16 protein-coding genes are annotated in these 15,188 nt (G+C 68.8%); 10 read left to right on the top strand and 6 right to left on the bottom strand.

Features of this window, described 5'->3' with window-relative positions; genetic code table 11:
* Nucleotides 1-802: 802 nt before the first annotated feature.
* From ACFWR9_RS40920 to ACFWR9_RS40895, 6 genes are all read right to left on the bottom strand, one after another.
* Nucleotides 803-1,237, bottom strand: coding sequence for a hypothetical protein (locus tag ACFWR9_RS40920; protein WP_383852246.1), 435 nt, complete (start codon nt 1,235-1,237; stop codon nt 803-805).
* Nucleotides 1,234-2,013: a ParA family protein gene (locus ACFWR9_RS40915; RefSeq protein ID WP_383852244.1), complete on the bottom strand. Its 780-nt coding sequence runs from the start codon at nt 2,011-2,013 to the stop codon at nt 1,234-1,236. Before ACFWR9_RS40915 ends, ACFWR9_RS40920 begins: the two co-directional genes overlap by 4 nt.
* 739 nt (nt 2,014-2,752) lie before the next feature.
* Nucleotides 2,753-2,947: a hypothetical protein gene (locus tag ACFWR9_RS40910; protein WP_383852241.1), complete on the bottom strand. Its 195-nt coding sequence runs from the start codon at nt 2,945-2,947 to the stop codon at nt 2,753-2,755.
* A 345-nt stretch (nt 2,948-3,292) separates the two neighbouring features.
* On the bottom strand, nt 3,293-6,637 hold the full coding sequence (locus tag ACFWR9_RS40905; RefSeq protein WP_383852238.1) for a DUF927 domain-containing protein: 3,345 nt from the start codon (nt 6,635-6,637) through the stop codon (nt 3,293-3,295).
* A 390-nt stretch (nt 6,638-7,027) separates the two neighbouring features.
* The gene (locus ACFWR9_RS40900; RefSeq protein WP_383852235.1) at nt 7,028-7,594 is read right to left on the bottom strand and encodes a GNAT family N-acetyltransferase; all 567 of its coding nucleotides are present in this window, start codon (nt 7,592-7,594) and stop codon (nt 7,028-7,030) included.
* Between the two features lie 2 nt (nt 7,595-7,596).
* Complete coding sequence (locus ACFWR9_RS40895) at nt 7,597-8,352, bottom strand: GntR family transcriptional regulator (protein ID WP_383852233.1); 756 nt, start codon at nt 8,350-8,352, stop codon at nt 7,597-7,599.
* A gap of 249 nt (nt 8,353-8,601) precedes the next feature.
* Between ACFWR9_RS40895 and ACFWR9_RS40890 the strand changes: the two genes are divergently transcribed.
* From ACFWR9_RS40890 to ACFWR9_RS40845, 10 genes are all read left to right on the top strand, one after another.
* Complete coding sequence (locus tag ACFWR9_RS40890; protein WP_383852230.1) at nt 8,602-9,090, top strand: hypothetical protein; 489 nt, start codon at nt 8,602-8,604, stop codon at nt 9,088-9,090.
* Nucleotides 9,087-9,281, top strand: a complete 195-nt coding sequence (locus tag ACFWR9_RS40885; protein ID WP_383852229.1) for a hypothetical protein — start codon at nt 9,087-9,089, stop codon at nt 9,279-9,281. The genes ACFWR9_RS40890 and ACFWR9_RS40885 overlap by 4 nt, the downstream gene beginning before the upstream one ends.
* The gene (locus tag ACFWR9_RS40880) at nt 9,278-9,484 is read left to right on the top strand and encodes a hypothetical protein (RefSeq protein ID WP_383852226.1); all 207 of its coding nucleotides are present in this window, start codon (nt 9,278-9,280) and stop codon (nt 9,482-9,484) included. Before ACFWR9_RS40885 ends, ACFWR9_RS40880 begins: the two co-directional genes overlap by 4 nt.
* A gap of 4 nt (nt 9,485-9,488) precedes the next feature.
* Nucleotides 9,489-9,800 (top strand): hypothetical protein, encoded by a 312-nt coding sequence (locus tag ACFWR9_RS40875; RefSeq protein ID WP_383852224.1) that lies wholly within the window; start codon nt 9,489-9,491, stop codon nt 9,798-9,800.
* 2 nt (nt 9,801-9,802) lie between these two features.
* A complete protein-coding gene (locus tag ACFWR9_RS40870) occupies nt 9,803-9,970 on the top strand; it encodes a pRL2-8 (protein ID WP_383852223.1) in 168 nt (55 codons plus the stop codon).
* A 4-nt stretch (nt 9,971-9,974) separates the two neighbouring features.
* Nucleotides 9,975-10,214 carry a hypothetical protein gene (locus ACFWR9_RS40865; protein WP_383852220.1) on the top strand — a complete coding sequence of 80 codons (240 nt, stop codon included), beginning with the start codon at nt 9,975-9,977 and terminating at the stop codon, nt 10,212-10,214.
* Between the two features lie 85 nt (nt 10,215-10,299).
* Nucleotides 10,300-10,680, top strand: coding sequence for an RRQRL motif-containing zinc-binding protein (locus ACFWR9_RS40860; protein WP_383852249.1), 381 nt, complete (start codon nt 10,300-10,302; stop codon nt 10,678-10,680).
* A gap of 11 nt (nt 10,681-10,691) precedes the next feature.
* A complete protein-coding gene (locus tag ACFWR9_RS40855; RefSeq protein WP_383852217.1) occupies nt 10,692-11,057 on the top strand; it encodes a hypothetical protein in 366 nt (121 codons plus the stop codon).
* Between the two features lie 80 nt (nt 11,058-11,137).
* Nucleotides 11,138-12,199 (top strand): conjugal transfer protein, encoded by a 1,062-nt coding sequence (locus ACFWR9_RS40850; protein WP_383852215.1) that lies wholly within the window; start codon nt 11,138-11,140, stop codon nt 12,197-12,199.
* 112 nt (nt 12,200-12,311) lie between these two features.
* The gene (locus ACFWR9_RS40845; protein WP_383852212.1) at nt 12,312-14,669 is read left to right on the top strand and encodes a hypothetical protein; all 2,358 of its coding nucleotides are present in this window, start codon (nt 12,312-12,314) and stop codon (nt 14,667-14,669) included.
* Nucleotides 14,670-15,188 lie beyond the last annotated feature (519 nt).

The raw sequence follows: 15,188 nt of genomic DNA, 5'->3' as shown, positions 1-15,188 counted from the left end.
GCCGGGCCTTTCCTGGCGCGTAGCGCCAGGCATTCGGGCCGATTGTAATTCGCGGAGCGAATTCCGGCCCCTCGAATTGCAGCGCAGCGGAAATTCGAATTCGGTCTTCGACCGAATGAGAAAGCGCGGAGCGCTTGACCTCTCTTCCGTTTATCGAATTCCGCATCCGCCAAATTCGAGAAAGTCCAATTTAGCTCGGGCGGTAATTCCGGAGGAATTTCATTTGAATTGGGAGCCTATTCCAATACTCTTTTGATCTTTCTCGTGCCGGAATTCGGGCACGAATCCGAGGGTTTATCCGCCCTCGTTTGGTGACGGAGAGTAATAATTCGGGGTGTCTCAGAGGGCTCTCCGGTACGACGAACGGCAGGTTTCGTAGGAGGGGCCCAAATCTCGGGGGGCACGGGGGGCACGGGGGGCACGGGCCCATATCAGCAGGTCAGAGCGTTGCTCCCGTGCCCCCCGGAAATCCCGTGCCCCCCGAGTTCGGGGGGCACGGGCCCAAAACCCGGGGGGCACGGGCCTCCCAGGGGGCTCAGAGGGGCCCGTGCCCCCCGTCGTGACCCTCGGAGGGGGCAGTCACGATCCGTGGCCATGTTGCGGAAGCGAGGAGAAAAGGAATTCCCCCTCCCTGGATATGCAGAGGGGGAATTCAGAGGGTCAAGCGGTGAGACGTCCGCCGGTGGCACGTCACGACGGCACGGAAAGCACGCTGAACAGCCATGGTCGGGTCTGTGGTCGGCCCGACCATGGACCCGACCACAGACCCGACCATGGGGGCGGGCGCATCACTGCGCAGTGGTCACCGGAGCCTGCGCAACAGGGCCTTGCGCGTTGGCTCGTGCTCACGGGCGAGCCGCAGCACTTCCCGGATCACCTCTGCCTTGTCCAGCGTCCGGCGGCCGGCATCGTCCTGGAGTTCCAGCACGAACCGAGAGACCTCGCGGGCCTCCTCTTCATCGAACCGCACGGTGGTCGGCACGGCGTCGGCGGCGGCGGGCGGTGGGCGCCGGCCCCCGCGGCTGCGTCCGGGCCGGGACCGAGGACGGACTGCCGGCTCCTGCTCCCGGTTACTTGTGGCGTCGGGAGCTCCTGACGCCGTGGCGTCATGATTGGCGCCCTGGTCCTGGTCGCGGTCCTTCTCGGTCTCCCGGTCCCGGAGCTCTTTGAGCCGCTTCCAGTCGTCGGTGAGGCCACCCATGTCCGGCGGGGGCGTCGGCTTCCTGGAGGCGCTCACGCGGCCAGCACCACCTTCGCCAGGTCCCGGAACCAGTCGGACGCCTCGGACCGAGGGGCGTACTCAAGGACCGGCTTCCTCTCGCGCCACGCCTTGCGGATGTCGGTGCGCTTGCGGATCTCCGCAATCACGGGCGGCTCGCCCATGCAGCGGAACGCCTCCAGCATGCTGGAGACGATCTCGCCGTCCCGCAGGTCGTACCGGCTCGGGATCAGGCCCAGGATGTCGACGTCCTCATCCATGGCCTCGCACAGGATGGCCACCTGCCGAAGCAGGAGCCGAAGCGCGCGGATGCTGGAGTCCTCGGCCTCCACCGGGACCAGGAGCCCGGCTCGCTTCCCCTTGCGCCGCCGCGCGGCCATCAGGGCGCACTCCGTGCCGATCCCGAGGGAGGGCGGGGCATCGATGACGCACGCGTCGTAGTCGTCCTCGAACCGCTCCAAGAGCTTGGCCAGACGCATCTCCCGGGCGTTCGCCATGTACAGCCCCTTGTCGAGCAGGAACATGTCCATGTTCGTCGGCAGCACATGCAGCTGCTCGCGGTACGGCACCACGAGATCGTGCGGGTCGCCGTGCCACTCCCCCAGCACCCAGCCCTTCATGGTGTGGCCGTCGGGTGACTCGGGGATGCCGAGCGCTTCGGTGAGGTGCCCCTGCGGGTCCCAGTCCACGAGCAGCGTGCGCCGGCCGTACTCGGCCAGGGCCGCCCCCAGGTTGATGGTGTTGGCTGTTTTGCCGACGCCACCCTTCTGGTTCGTCATCGAGTAGATGTCCATGCGCGGCAGCGTAGGGCCTCAGAGCCCCTGTTGGTGACGCCACGACGTCATGGGCTCGTGTCGGCACAAAGGGCCGGGAGACGCCCCCCACGGGTCCGGCGGGGCTTGCTCTACAACTTGCGGTGCCGACGTCCGCTTCGGCCGGGAGGTCGCACCTCTGGTCGCGGGGCTCTGGTCGCACCTCACGTCGCGCTCTTGGTCGCGCTCCTGGTCGCGGCGGGACCTCGACCACGGACACCCCGACCATGCCGGTGACCTGCGCCGATACAGCGGATCGCGGCGACGTCGCACGCCGACTACTTCCCTACAGCGCCCTTTGGGACAGAGACCCTGCGACAACTGTTGCGCTGGAGGTTGCGCTATGGGGTTGCGGCAAGTGTTGCGACAAGGGTTGCGCTCACTTCCGCGTTCCCGCAGCTCACCAAGCGGATTTCGGTCTGACATCCCCTCTACGCCCGCTTTCCCGCCTCCTGGTCCTGGTGAAGTGAGAGGTGGGGAGGCAAGGAAACGGCGGCGCGGGCGGGCGAGGGGATCGGGCGCCCGGTATCCCGTTCCGCGCGGCGCGGGGCCGCGCGGCCCGCCGGTGTCATCGCCTGTCGCGCCGACGCCAGGGGCGGGGGTTGGCGGGATCAGCCCAGCTCACAACGCGCGACAGACACCCGTGCGACAGCCCATGCGACAGCACGCGCGACAGCAGAACGGGCCCGTGCCGACGTCGGCACGGGCCCGCTGCGGGCGACTAGAAGGAGGGGGTACTCCAGGTCGACCGGTCGAGGTCCACGGCGGACGCGAACCCGCTGCCCTGGTCGAATTCCTCGCAGATCATCATCACGGCGTCCTGCTCCTCGTCGTTGTCCAGGTGGCGCAGGAAGTCCACGACGGCCTCACCGGACAGAGAGCCCTTGACGATGCCCACCCACTTCTTCTTGCTCATCTGCCACGTCCCGGGGATCTGGACGCTGATCCCGGACGGAGCATCCGAGTAGTCCCTCTCCTGCGGGCCCTCCTCCGGACCCTCAGCGGGAGTCGGAGGGGCGGGAGGAGACGGCGGCCCCTCCGGTGGGCCAGGAGGCGCCGCGGGGGGAGTGGGCGGTGCCTCCTGGGGCGCCTCCTCCTTCTTCTTCCGACCGAAGAGGCGGCCCAACAAGCCGCGCTTCTTTTCCCTGCTCTCCCCGCCGGCGGGCGTCGGTGCTGGGGTCGGCTGGGGGGCTGGGGCCGGGGCGGGTGCCTCTTCGCCCTTGCCCTTGCCCTTGCGCCTGAACGGATTCCACCTCATCGGTCACTCCCCCTTGTCGGTCAGGTAGTCGTGCAGCGCGTTCGGAACCTTCGTCCCGCTGTCGATCGCGTCGAGCAGCTCGGGGAGCGGCGCGGTGTGCTCGCCCTTCCACTGGCCGCCCCTGGTGCCCAGGACCATGGAGGCCGGGGAGGCTGCGTCGATGTCGGCCTCGTTGCTGGCGAGGATGACCGCGTCGACTTTGAGGCTCAGCGGGTGGCGGTCCTCGGCCGCGAACTTCTTCAGGTCGCGGTAGGTGTTGGCCAGGGCCAGGTCGAGGATCATCGCGGCCCAGTCGGGGCGCCAGTAGATGTCACCGGCGTACAGGCCGCCGGTCGCCGTGTCCTTCTGCGGTCCGTCGACCCGCGAGAGGTAGCCGCGGAACGACTGGTAGAGCGAGCCCACGACCTGCTTGGCGTACCGGGCGCCGGGACGGCCCTGGCCCTGCGCCGAGATGATCCGCTCACGCGCGACACGCAGGCGCTCGTACATCCCGTACAGGGCGCGCTTCGTCTCGGGCCACACCCACGCCTCGATGACGTCCGGCTCCCAGTCCTTGTATGTCTCGCGCAGCAGGTCCACGGCCGGGGTCCGCAGCCAGAACCCGCCCTCGTCGGCCGGCAGGATGCGGAAGCCGGGCAGGAGCTCCAGGCCGTGGCCGGGGACCTCGGCAACCCGCCAGTACCCGGCGAGTTCGGCGTCGTACGCCGTGCCCTCGGGGTGGTGGACCGGCTCGCCGATGCCCAGCTTCGCCCCGCCGAACGCCGCGAGCCACGCGGCGTTCTTGTCGTACTGGTGCAGCCACAGCGCGGCGCGCTCGCTCGCGCCGATCTGGTCGGCCGGGCGGCTCCACTGCATGTCGAGGATCGGCGGCATCTTGTGGACCGGCGGGACGGCCCGGTTGCGGATCGCCTCGCACACGATGTCGCCGGGAGTCGAGCGGGCGTAGTCCTTCGCCGTGGTGTTCGCCGACAGGTAGTAGGGGATCACCTTCGGCCGGGCGGCGGGCCCGTGCTGGGTGGCCACCAGGTAGACCATGAGCGAGTCGAGCAGGACGGCGGCACTGGCCGCGCCGCCCCACCCGCCGCGCCGCTCTTCGTCCGAGCGGTCGTAGCGGTCCTCGTACAGCGGCAGCACGACGGAGAGCCGGCCGCCGGAGGCCTTGAGCGTCATCCAGCACGACAGACCCTCGCCCTGGACGACCAGATCCGAGGTGGTCGGCATCGCCCACCGGTGCGGCATCGGGCCCTGCGGTCCCTTGTACGCGGCCAGGTCGGCCGTCCGGTCCTCGTAGGTGGGCAGGCCCATCGCGAGGGCCGCACTCTCGTGCACCCACAGCGTCTTGAGCCGGTAGGAGCCCATCAGGGCTGGAACCTGGTCGACGTTGCCGGGCAGCGCCACGGCCACCGGCTCGCAGTTCGGCAGGTGCAGCCAGCCCTGCCCGGAGCCGTCAGCCCCGAGCACGCCGAACCGGGTCGCGGACAGCGTCCGGTCCTTCGCCGCCGCCACCAGGTGGGCGAACGTCTTGTCGCTCACGCGCTCTTCGGGCTGCGGGTACGGGATGGCCGGCGGGGCGGTCGGCATCGGCGGAACCGAGACCTTTGTGACGTCATGAGCCCGTGACGCCGTGGTGTCGCTGTCCTGGCTGGGACCTGCGGTCGCGGCGTCCATGGCGCGCGCCTCCGAGGCCGCCGTGACGGAGTCGTCGGCCGGAACCGGCGCGGTGTCCGGGGTCACCTGCGGGGGCGTCTCGCGGTCCGCGAACGCCTCCTGCGCGGTCTTCGTGTCGAAGATGTACGCCCGGCCGGGCACGGCGTCCCGGAGCTCCCGCGTGGCGTGCTTGGACGCCAGCTTGGCCTTCTCCTGGCAGACCAGGACGCCCCGCTTCTCCAGCTCCTTGAGGCCGGGCACGGGGGTGTCGATCCCGGCCGCCTTGGTGACCTCGGTGAGCGTGGACACGTACACGTACAGCCGGTCCTGGTGGTAGTAGCCGAGCACCCGGCGGGGCTTGAACTCCAGGGCACCCCAGCTCTCGGGGTCCAGGGAGTGCGAGGACACCCACGCCGCGGGCTCCTGCGCGATGGCCCCGGCGAGCTTCTCCCACAGCACCTGTCCAGGGGTGAGGTGGGTCTCGGTGACGTCGCCAAGGATGCGCGGGAGCTCCCCGCGGGCGTCCTCTTCGGCCATCGAGCCGAGCTCAGGCATCCCGAGGACTTCCCCGAGCATGTACGCACCGACGCACCAGGCCCCGAGGATCCGGGCGAGCGTCAGCGGGATGCCGCCGCCCTCCCGGGCCTCCTCGGTCGTCAGCCGCACGACGACTTCGGTGTGCAGCTCGCGCCACACCTTCACGCGCTCGCCGGTGAACATGCCCGCGTCCCGCGCCCACACCAGGGGCCAGCCGTGGAACTGGGAGGCGAGCTCCCAGGCTTCGGCGCTCGCGGCGGCCGAGGGGAAGAACGGCGCCTCAAGCTGGATGAGACGGGAGGCCAGGGACTCCACCTGCCCCTGTCGCAGGAGCGATTCGTTCGAGCTGGTCACGAAGATGGAGTGCCAGGTGCCCGCGCCCTGCTTGCGGCTGCCGCCCTTGCCGAGCCGACCGCGCTTGCCGCCGGCCACGATCCGGCTGAACAGCTTCTCCAGCTCGACCAGAGACAGCGCGGACGACGACGTCTCCTCACGGCACATCGGCAGGTAGCGAGCCTCGATGAGCACCTCCGGCAACGCCAGGCCGGTCGTGTTCATCGTGCCCATGAGTTCGTAGGTGTCCTGGTCGGGGTCGCCCATCAGCGCGCACATGATCTTCTGGCTGGTGGACTTGCCGAGCTGCCCGGAGCCGGTCAGATTCAGGATGTGCGCGGGCACGCCGTGCAGGCTGGACACCAGGGGCCCGCAGAACATGGCGCTCATGCCGAGCGTGGTCCGGCGCGACTGGGTCGCCAGGGTCATGACGCGGCGCCACCCCTCACGGGCGGCCTCCTGGTCGGGCTCGCGGGTGCGGAGGTAACCGAGCTCCTGGGCGTCGACGTCGGGGAGCTCCAGGCCGCCATCGGCGTCCTTCACCGGAAGTGCCGGGACCTCGCCCGCCGCGCGGACCTCCTCCGACATGACCCGGGCGTACGCGTGCCGCTCGTCACCCGTCACCGGCCGGTCCCGCCCGGCCTTGTCGGCCCACGTGCCGTCCAGCACTTCCTCAGCACTGACGATGCGCGGGCCCTCGTCGGTCTGGATCTGGTACGCGATCTTCGTGTGCCGCCGGTCCGACATGCGGTAGGTGATCCGACCCAGGATCACTGGCACCATGCCCACGGCCAGGGCCGGGGCGTCACGCTGCGAGCGGTGAAGGATCATCCGATCGGCGGGGCGGAAGTACCACCCGGCACGGAGACCCGCGATCGGATGAGCACCGACCGGAGCACCCTCGCGGTCGAGGTTCGAGACGCTTGCCTCCCGCTGGCGCGGGGGCGTCTTGGCAGACTCCTGTGTCTGCGGTGTCTGGCGTGCCACGTGTGCCTTCCCGGCCCACCGGCAGAGTGATCATCGGCAAGGAGGGGGGAGAAATCTCCCCACCTCTGCCTTACACTCGCAGGTGGACCACCAATGACGTCCACCGATAGCCCCTAACGGGTCCGGGTGCTGGTAACACTCGGAGCAGATCCCCGTGACGGGGCTCTCGGTTTTTCTGGATCTTGAGTTGTTTGCTGGTGCAGCTTACGCCCGGTGAGACGTCCCCCATGTCGGTTAAGCGACGGGATGACGTACCGCAGGCTGGAGGGCATCAGCATGGTTGAGGATGAGCGAGGACGATCGCTGACCCAGCCATCCGGACTTGCGGTGAGTCGGTGCCTCGGTGCGAATGTGAGTGAACCCCAGGGCCTCGTAGTACCTCTGCAAGCCTGTGGCGGTGCGCCAGCAGTCGATCCGCAGCCATTCGCGGCCCTCAAGTGCGGCCACTCGACAGGCCCAATCGAGCACGAGGTTTCCCAATCCGGAGCCAGCTGCCTCCCGACTGACGATGAGTTTGTAGAGGTAGAAGGCCGTTTCCGGTTCGTCCGAGTCGTTCCAGAAATCTCTGTCGACGGGCCCGCGGCTCACGGTGCCGACAGTGAGGTCGGAAACTTCATCCCGAATAACCCAGGTTCGTCCTTCATCAATGGCTGTGTGCCATTTCGTGATAGCTAGGGCGCCTACCTCACGGTCTGACCACTGGTCAGAACCACGTGCGCGGAGCCAGTCCTCCGCCTCAGTGCGCAACGCCATCAGCGTTGTGACGTCGTCGGAGCTTGCCGGACGAATTGTGTAAGGCAAGGTCAGACCTCCAACTCGTAGACCAGGCGGTGACGGTCTCCTGGTGCAATGGTGACCATCACGCGCACTGGTCCGGACTCCCCGTAACCGATACGGACATGTTCAGCTACGGGTGTCCCGGGCGGGAGTTCTAGAAGCTCAGTTTCGTCTGGGGTGGGCATTCGGATCGTGATTTCGTCGCGGACTCGGTGCTGCGGGTGCCCGATGGCGGCCAGGATGCCGCCGGGCATCGACACGTCCCCTTCATCAAGGAGGGGGGTCCCTTCAGCAATCGCCATGGGAAACGAGCTGGTGGCCAGTTGGTATGGCTGGCTGTCTACGGTCCTGAGACGAACCCGTTCTACAACCTCGGACCCGGCCGAAACCTGAAGCCATGACGCGACTTGGCGGTCAGCTGGACCAGTCCGCACGGTCACACGTTGCTCTGGTTCGCGGCCGGCATCCCGGATTGCAGTTGACCAGTCGTCACCAGCAGCGGAGTCGCGCCGCACTCCTCGCTCGAACTTGGTCAGGTTCCACACGATGGGACGGTTGGCTCGAACGCGCCTGCGCCCCCCCTGCTCGCCGATCACAAGTCCCTCGCCTTTGAGGATGTCGACGCCGGCCCCCACGGTCTTGGGCGTCACGTCGAAGCGTTCGGCCAAGTCCTTGGATGTGGGCAGGACGTCGCCGGGCGAGAGAGTGCCCTGGTTGATTTCACTCCGCAGGGCGTCGGCGATGGCTCTCGCCGTCATGCGGCGGGTGGGTGGGTGCGTCATGAGGGGGAGAGTACACCGATCACAGAGTTGAGTACATAACTTACCGTCAGATCTGCCCTGCATGGCGCAAGTTGGGTACTAAAGGCTTGACGCTCCATTACCTAAGCCCGTACGGTCAGTGCTGTCACCGAGACTTGAGTACCTAAGTCGCGAGAGACAGGCACGTAAGCGGCCCTGGCCGGTGTCATCACCACCGACCAGGGCCTGAGACCGAACCCGACTGCCGAAACAGAAGGGACCGATCCTGAGATGGATCGTAACGACGAACGCCGCTTCTCCCCCGCCGGCCGCATCCGGATCCCGCAGGCTCCGGCTACGCCGACGTTCTGGCTCGCGACCTCGGACGGCCTGGTCGACATCGACGCCATCGCCGTTGAGCGCGCGATGAACGGCGAGCGTAAGGACTGGACCCTCACCGAGGGCGAGGCCCGCTACGCGGCCCAGATCATGTTCGACCAGCAGGTCTCCTACTCCGTCATCGCGGCCCGCCTGGGCAGGTCGACGGAGACCTTGCGCCGGTGGTTCCCCGGCAAGGTCGTCCCGGGGAGCCCCGCCCTGTCCCGTGCGGGTGACCGCGCGGAGATCAGGTGCGGGACCCCGCAGGGCTACCAGGCCCACCACCGCCGCAAGGAGACGCCCTGCACTCTGTGCAAGGGCGCGAACGCCGCCGCTGACCGCTACTACCGGCTGCACGGCACCCGCCGCGGCTTCCCGGGGATCCCGGCGGTGGCGGCATGAGGTACCGCAGCGACCCCGCCGCGTTCCACATGGACCAGGCCGCGAAGGCCGCCAAGGGAGCCGAGAAGGCCCGCCAGGCGCTCACCGCGTTCCGTCGGTCCCACGGCGACCCCGAGTCCTGGACGATCGCCGACTTCGACGGATGGCTGAAGGAGAGCGACGCCGTCCTCGCGAAGGAGGCGGACCGGTGAAGTTCCTTCGCAGCCACGAGAGCCGGGCCGACGACGACGCCCGCACGGTCCGTCTCCTGGACCAGGCCGACGCCGCGTTCGCGTGCGAGCCGACCACGGAGGTTGCCTTCGACTTCGAGGCGATCGTCATGGAGGGCCTGCTCACCGACCGCGCCGTCCCCGTCTACCCGCCCGCCGGCCACACCTACCCGAAGAGGGGCTGACCAGATGCCGAACACCCGCCAGTTCGACCGGATGATCCAGACGGCCTCTCGCAAGCTTCAGGGCGTCCGCAACAGTGAGATCTCCGCGCTGAGCGCGAGCGAGCAGGCGCGCGTCTTCGCCCTCGTCGGGCGCGGTGCGGCGAAGGTCGTCCGCAGCAAGTCGCCGTCGAAGACCGACCGTGCCATTGACCGGATCTTCGAGGGCGCCGTCGTGCGCTACACGGCGGAGATCCGGGCGGCGGAGCAGGCGAAGGCTCAGGTCGTCGCCGATGCCGCCGCCGCGAAGGTCGCCAAGCGGTCGGCGGGGTGGTGGTGACGATGGCGAGCCACAAGGCCCTCAACCCGCCGCCCGGGCAGTGCCGGCAGTGCTGGTTCCACGCCTACGCGAGCCGCGAGGCGCACCGGCACCTGGCCCCGCGCGAGGACTGCCCCCAGTGCGTGTCCCACATGGGCGGTCGTTGCCCCGAATCCATGATCGTGAGGTGACGTGATGCGGACCGTGCTCATCGTTCCCGTCCTCTACGTCCTCGCGCGCGCCCGGCAGGTCGGTGCGCTCCTGGTGGCTTCCGGGCTCGCCGGGCTGATCGGACGGAGCGGCATGCCGCTCGTCTCCGGGCTCACGGTGGCCGCCATCGTCGCGCTCGGTGTGATGGCGGTCGGTCTGGCCCTGGCCCTGCCGTACCTGCCCGCCGGGCCCGTCGCCCGGAGTTCCGGGCCGCCGACTCCGTGACCCGTCCGCATCCCGTGGTGGTGCCGCGACGTCACGACGCCACGACGCCACCACACCCGACCAGCCAGCCCAGGAGGTGACCGACGTGAAGTTCTACGACCCGACCGGCAAGTCGTACGGCCTCCCCACCTACCCGCGCCGCCTCGCCCCCGAGGGCCTGGCCACCCGCCGTCAGCTCCGCGCGGCGGGCCTGCGCCCCAACGGTCAGGACGTCGTCGCTCAGATCCTCTGGCACGGCCGCCGCGACCCGGTCACCCGGGTCCGTCCGGTCCGCGCCGCCTACCTCTACCGCGTCGACCTGGCCGCGCCCGTCCGGCCGATGACGCCGGGTCGGCAGCGTGCCGTGGCCGCCATGATGCGCGCCCGCCGCACCTGCCCGGACTGCCGCGTCACCTTCCCCTACGTCCTCCCGACGTCCCTGGGCTGCTGCCCGGAGTGCGCCGGCACCCCGGCCCTCGCGGCCTGAAGGAGAGCCCCGTGAACGAGCACCACGAGATCCAGCCGTACATCCCCCAGCAGCTCCCCGCGATCCCGCCCGGCGCGACGGTCGCCTACACCCCGCAGGGTCAGCCGGTCTACCTCCCCCAGCAGCAGCAGCCGGTCATCGTGCAGATGCCCTCCCAGCCCATCCCGGGATGGCTCCGCAACTTCCTGATCGCGGCCGTGGGCCTGCTCATCATGTGCACCCCGGCCGTGGTCCTCCTGGTCGTCGCCGCCCCGGCCCTGATGGCCATGGGCCAGGCCATCGCGTACGGCGGCATCGGTATCGGTATCGGCGTGATCGGCGTCGCCGCCGCCATCAAGGCCCTGCGCGAGACGCCCCGCCCGGCCAAGAAGAAGTGACCGCCACCGCATCGCTTTGTGACGTCTTGAGCTCACAACGCCGTGACGTCACTACAGACCCGAAAGGCAAGGCAGCAGTGATGAAGAACGAACTCACCCGGGTGCAGAAGACCATCCTCGGTCTGGCCCTGGTCCCCATGGTCGCCGTCGGCGTCGCGGGCGGGATCGGCACCTACTCCAACATCGGCCACGCCTACGGCAGCGGCACCGCGATCGGTGCCCTCGCGGCCGGTGAGGGCGCGACCGCCGTCCTCGCGTTCATCCTCCTGGGCGTGACCCTGCTCGGTCAGTCCGCCCCGGTCCTGATCCGGGTCGGGCTGTGGGTCCTGCCGGCCATCGCGGCCGTCATGGGTGCCACCGCCGCTACCGAGGGCATCGGCCAGACCATCGTCTACGCCGCGACCCCGATGGCCATGACCGCCGCCGCCGAGGGCCTGGCCTTCCTCGCCCGACGGATCGTCGTGCACCAGGAGGGCCGCGACGTCGAGGCGGAGGCCCGCGCGGCCTCGGTCATCCGGGACCTGGCCTACCACCAGGCCCGCGCCGCGGCCCACCCCTCCGATCGCGTCCGCAAGCGGAGCGTCCGCCGCTCCTGGAGGCTCGCCCGCAAGGTGGGCACCGGCGACACCAACCTGGGTGCGGACCTCCGGGACGTCCAGCACGAGCGCCTCGTGTCGTCCGCCGGAATCGCCCTGACCCGGATGTTCCAGCCGGGCATGGACACCCCCCTCCCTGCCCTCCCGGCCGCGTCCGCCGACACGGCTCCGGCTCTCCCCACCGCGTCCGCTGATGACGCCACAACGCCGCGACGTCATGACGCCACCATCCGGCCGGAGAGCAGCGGATATCCGACCGAAACTGACTCTGACCAGGCCGACGGCACCGGAAACGTCCGCCCGGACCTGAAGGTCGTCCGTGAGACCAAGAAGCGTGCGAGGAGCCTCGCGGCCGACGTCCGCGACATGGTCGTCAACGGCGTGGACGACGTCCTGGTCATCACCGACGCACTCGCCACTCGTCACGGCCGCAAGGCCGACGACCCCAAGTTCAAGGCCACCGTCGCCCGGACGTTCCGTGCCGCCCGCGCCAAGACCGAGGACGACACGGCGGACGACCGCCAGGCCACCGGCCAGTACCTCTGACCTCGGTTGTCAGTCCCACCCGCCAAGATCCACGGACGACGCCCGGCAGGTTCCTCCTGCCAGAGACTCCCCTGCCGGGCGCTCGTTCCCTCCCAAACCTGAGGGGAACGCAATGCACAGCATGGCCGCCCTCGCGGCAGACACGACACCACCCCCGACCATCGGGGGCACCGGCCTGCTCCTGGCCGCCCTGGTCGTCGGCATCCTGTTCAGCAAGCGCGGCGGCACGGCGGCCGACACCGCCGTCCGCCGACCCGGCAAGCTCCGCGCCATCTGGTCCGCCCTGGTCATCCTCACCCGCTCGGTGGTGGGCATCGTCCGCTTCTACGGCGGACGCGAGATGCGCGGCGAGCCCCGCAGCACCGCGACGTTCTGGTGCTCCGGAGTCCTGCTCGCCAAGCCCGCCGGCACCCAGGCGCCCGCCGTGGCCATGGCGTCGATCGCGCTCGCCCCGCCCCGGGTGAGCCTGGTCAAGACCCCCCGCCGCCAGCCCCGCCCCTGGGCACGCACCGCCGCGAGGTGGATCGAGACCTACCGGGGCAAGGGCGCGACCGCCCTGGACCGCACGGTCCGTACGGCCCTGTGGACCGCCCGCACGGCCGTGCGCGTGTGGAGCGTCCTGAAGGCCATTTGGGCCGGTCTGCGAGCCGCGTACGTCTTTGTGGCCCCCATCGTGGTCACCCTCGCCCGGGTGACCCGGATGTGGCACTGCTGGCCCTACGCCGCCCGCGGCCTGGCCCGCCTCGCCATGACCGCCGCCGCCCTCGGCCTGCTCGTCCCGGCCTGGCGCGGCTGGACCCTCGCAGGCCTCGCCCTGGCGGCCGGCACCGCCGTGGTCCTCGCGCACCGGCACCGGCCCAAGCCGCCCGGGGACGACGTCGTGTACGGCCCCCGGCTTTGGGTGATCCTGCGCGACGACCTCAACCTGCCCGACGACGAGCCGCGCGAGAACTGGCTCCTGCTCCCCGAGCGCCTGGGCGCCGACGGGGCCCGCATCGCCCTGCGCCTGCCCTGGACGTTCCGCGGCTCCGAGCTGGAGCGTCAGCAGGTCACGGAGCTCATCAACTCCCGTCTGCCGGGGGACTGGGTCGGCCGGTACTCCTTCACCGGCGAGACCTTCACCGCCGTCTACACCCACAAGCCGCCGCCCAAGCCGCCGGCGCCCGAGCCCGAGTGCCCGGAGGGCGTGGGCTTCTTCGACGAGGACATCCAGGAGGCCATCGCCAACTGCAAGAAGGGCGAGATCGTCGTAGGAAAGGACACCTTCGGCAACATCGTCATCAAGGAGATGGGCGACGGAGAAACCCCGCACTGGGCCCTATCCGTCGGTACGGGCGGCGGAAAGTCCGCGTTCTGCCAGATGGTTATCGCTCAGCTCGTCGCGCAGGGCTACTACATTTTCGCGGCGGACGTGAAGCGCGTCAGCGTCAGCAATTACATCGGCGTCGTCGGTTGCTACATCTACAACGACCCGATGAACCCCCAGGACATGCGCAACGGAGTTCAGTGGTTCGTGGACGAGATTTCCGCCCGGAGCGCCATTTCGGAGGCGGACCCCACGGCAGAATTCCCCGGCATCCTGTGCCTTATCGAGGAGGCCAACGAATTCGCGGACGTCTCCCGCGAATGGTGGGACGACAACCGCAAGACAAAGGATGACGAGGACGGCCCGAAGGATCGCGCCGCCGACCCCATTTGGGGCACGGTCGCATCGGGCGCCCGTCTCGGTCGCCACGTCCACGGAAATATCCTCGCGGTATTCCAGGATCTCCGGGACCAGGCATTGGGCGGAAAGGGCCTTCGGAACCTTTTCCGGCTCAAGTTCATGGGCAACTTCAGCGTGAATAGCTGGAACAACGTCATCGGCACAAAGCCCGTCCCGGACTCCATCGACAAGGCCGGGCGCATGATGATTGTGGAGGGCAACTCGCAGAACTGGGTGCAGACCCTCTACGCGACCCCTGACGAGCTGCGCGCGTGGGCCATCGAGCAGCGCGAGCGCACAGGTTTCGTCGAGGGCGCCGGCCTCTTCGGCACCCCGCCCAAGCGCTCGCCCAAGCGCCTCCCGCGGCTCCTGGCGGGACTGTCACGTGACGAGCTGCCCGAAGCCCTCCAGGGGGCCTCTGAGGGGGGTCTGAGCGACGAAACCGCAGGTGGAGTGTCACGTTCGGACGCCAGCGTGACACTTTCTGGGGGCAGCGTGACAGGCCTGCGTGACGGCCTGCGCCTCATCCCCGGCCAGGGCGGCCAGGAGGCCGCACAGGACCCCACAGCACCCCCGGAGCTCCTCTCCCTGGCCGAGATCGCCCGCCGCCTGGAGGACGACCCCAACGTCCCGAAGGACGCCACCCTGCGCGCCCACAAGGCCCGCCGCGATGACTTCCCCCAGGGCATCGGAGACCCCGGAAAGGAGCTGTACACCGTCTCTCAGATCCAGGCATATTACGAGCGCCAGGAAAAGCGCGCGTAGCCCCGTGAGCACCGGCACGCGCGTACGGTGCTCCTGACCAGGCAAAACCCGATAGGCCCCCTCTCAGGAGGGGGCCTATTTGCGTGCCATAAACGACCTGTGATAGCTTTCCCGGCATTCTGGAAGCGACAAAAAAGGGGCCCTGGAATGGCAGATGAAAAGCCTTGCAATAACTGCGGAGAAATGTGCGGAGACCCGTACTGCGGGAAATGTCTGCACTGTGGTGGAGAGCTCGAAGACGATTACATGAATTGGCCCAACCCGTGCGCCAAATGTCGTTTGAAGGAATTCAATCGGGAGTCACTAAACCCGCCTCCATTCGACCTTTAAAGCGTCTGAGCGCGAAGCGCGGAGAATTCGGATTCACCGTATAATGCAATCCGAATTACGCCCAAAATTCGACCCAAAAAGGCACCGAAGCGCGAAGCGCGAGGAATTCGGATTCGAATTAGAATTGCATCGCAATTCTTTATGCCCTGTCTCTCATACACAACACCGAGCCCACGACACGTTCATAAA

This window comes from Streptomyces sp. NPDC058534 (genome assembly GCF_042717365.1).
Classification (GTDB): Bacteria; Actinomycetota; Actinomycetes; order Streptomycetales; family Streptomycetaceae; genus Streptomyces.
This window is presented reverse-complemented; position numbering and strand designations above follow the sequence as displayed.

Coding starts and splice junctions, on each gene's coding strand:
- ACFWR9_RS40915 (WP_383852244.1), bottom strand. CDS start 2,013: ATGGACATCTACTCGATGACGAACCAGAAGGGTGGCGTCGGCAAAACA.
- ACFWR9_RS40910 (WP_383852241.1), bottom strand. CDS start 2,947: ATGAGCAAGAAGAAGTGGGTGGGCATCGTCAAGGGCTCTCTGTCCGGT.
- ACFWR9_RS40905 (WP_383852238.1), bottom strand. CDS start 6,637: ATGATCCTTCACCGCTCGCAGCGTGACGCCCCGGCCCTGGCCGTGGGC.
- ACFWR9_RS40895 (WP_383852233.1), bottom strand. CDS start 8,352: ATGACGCACCCACCCACCCGCCGCATGACGGCGAGAGCCATCGCCGAC.
- ACFWR9_RS40890 (WP_383852230.1), top strand. CDS start 8,602: ATGGATCGTAACGACGAACGCCGCTTCTCCCCCGCCGGCCGCATCCGG.
- ACFWR9_RS40885 (WP_383852229.1), top strand. CDS start 9,087: ATGAGGTACCGCAGCGACCCCGCCGCGTTCCACATGGACCAGGCCGCG.
- ACFWR9_RS40875 (WP_383852224.1), top strand. CDS start 9,489: ATGCCGAACACCCGCCAGTTCGACCGGATGATCCAGACGGCCTCTCGC.
- ACFWR9_RS40870 (WP_383852223.1), top strand. CDS start 9,803: ATGGCGAGCCACAAGGCCCTCAACCCGCCGCCCGGGCAGTGCCGGCAG.
- ACFWR9_RS40865 (WP_383852220.1), top strand. CDS start 9,975: ATGCGGACCGTGCTCATCGTTCCCGTCCTCTACGTCCTCGCGCGCGCC.
- ACFWR9_RS40850 (WP_383852215.1), top strand. CDS start 11,138: ATGAAGAACGAACTCACCCGGGTGCAGAAGACCATCCTCGGTCTGGCC.
- ACFWR9_RS40845 (WP_383852212.1), top strand. CDS start 12,312: ATGCACAGCATGGCCGCCCTCGCGGCAGACACGACACCACCCCCGACC.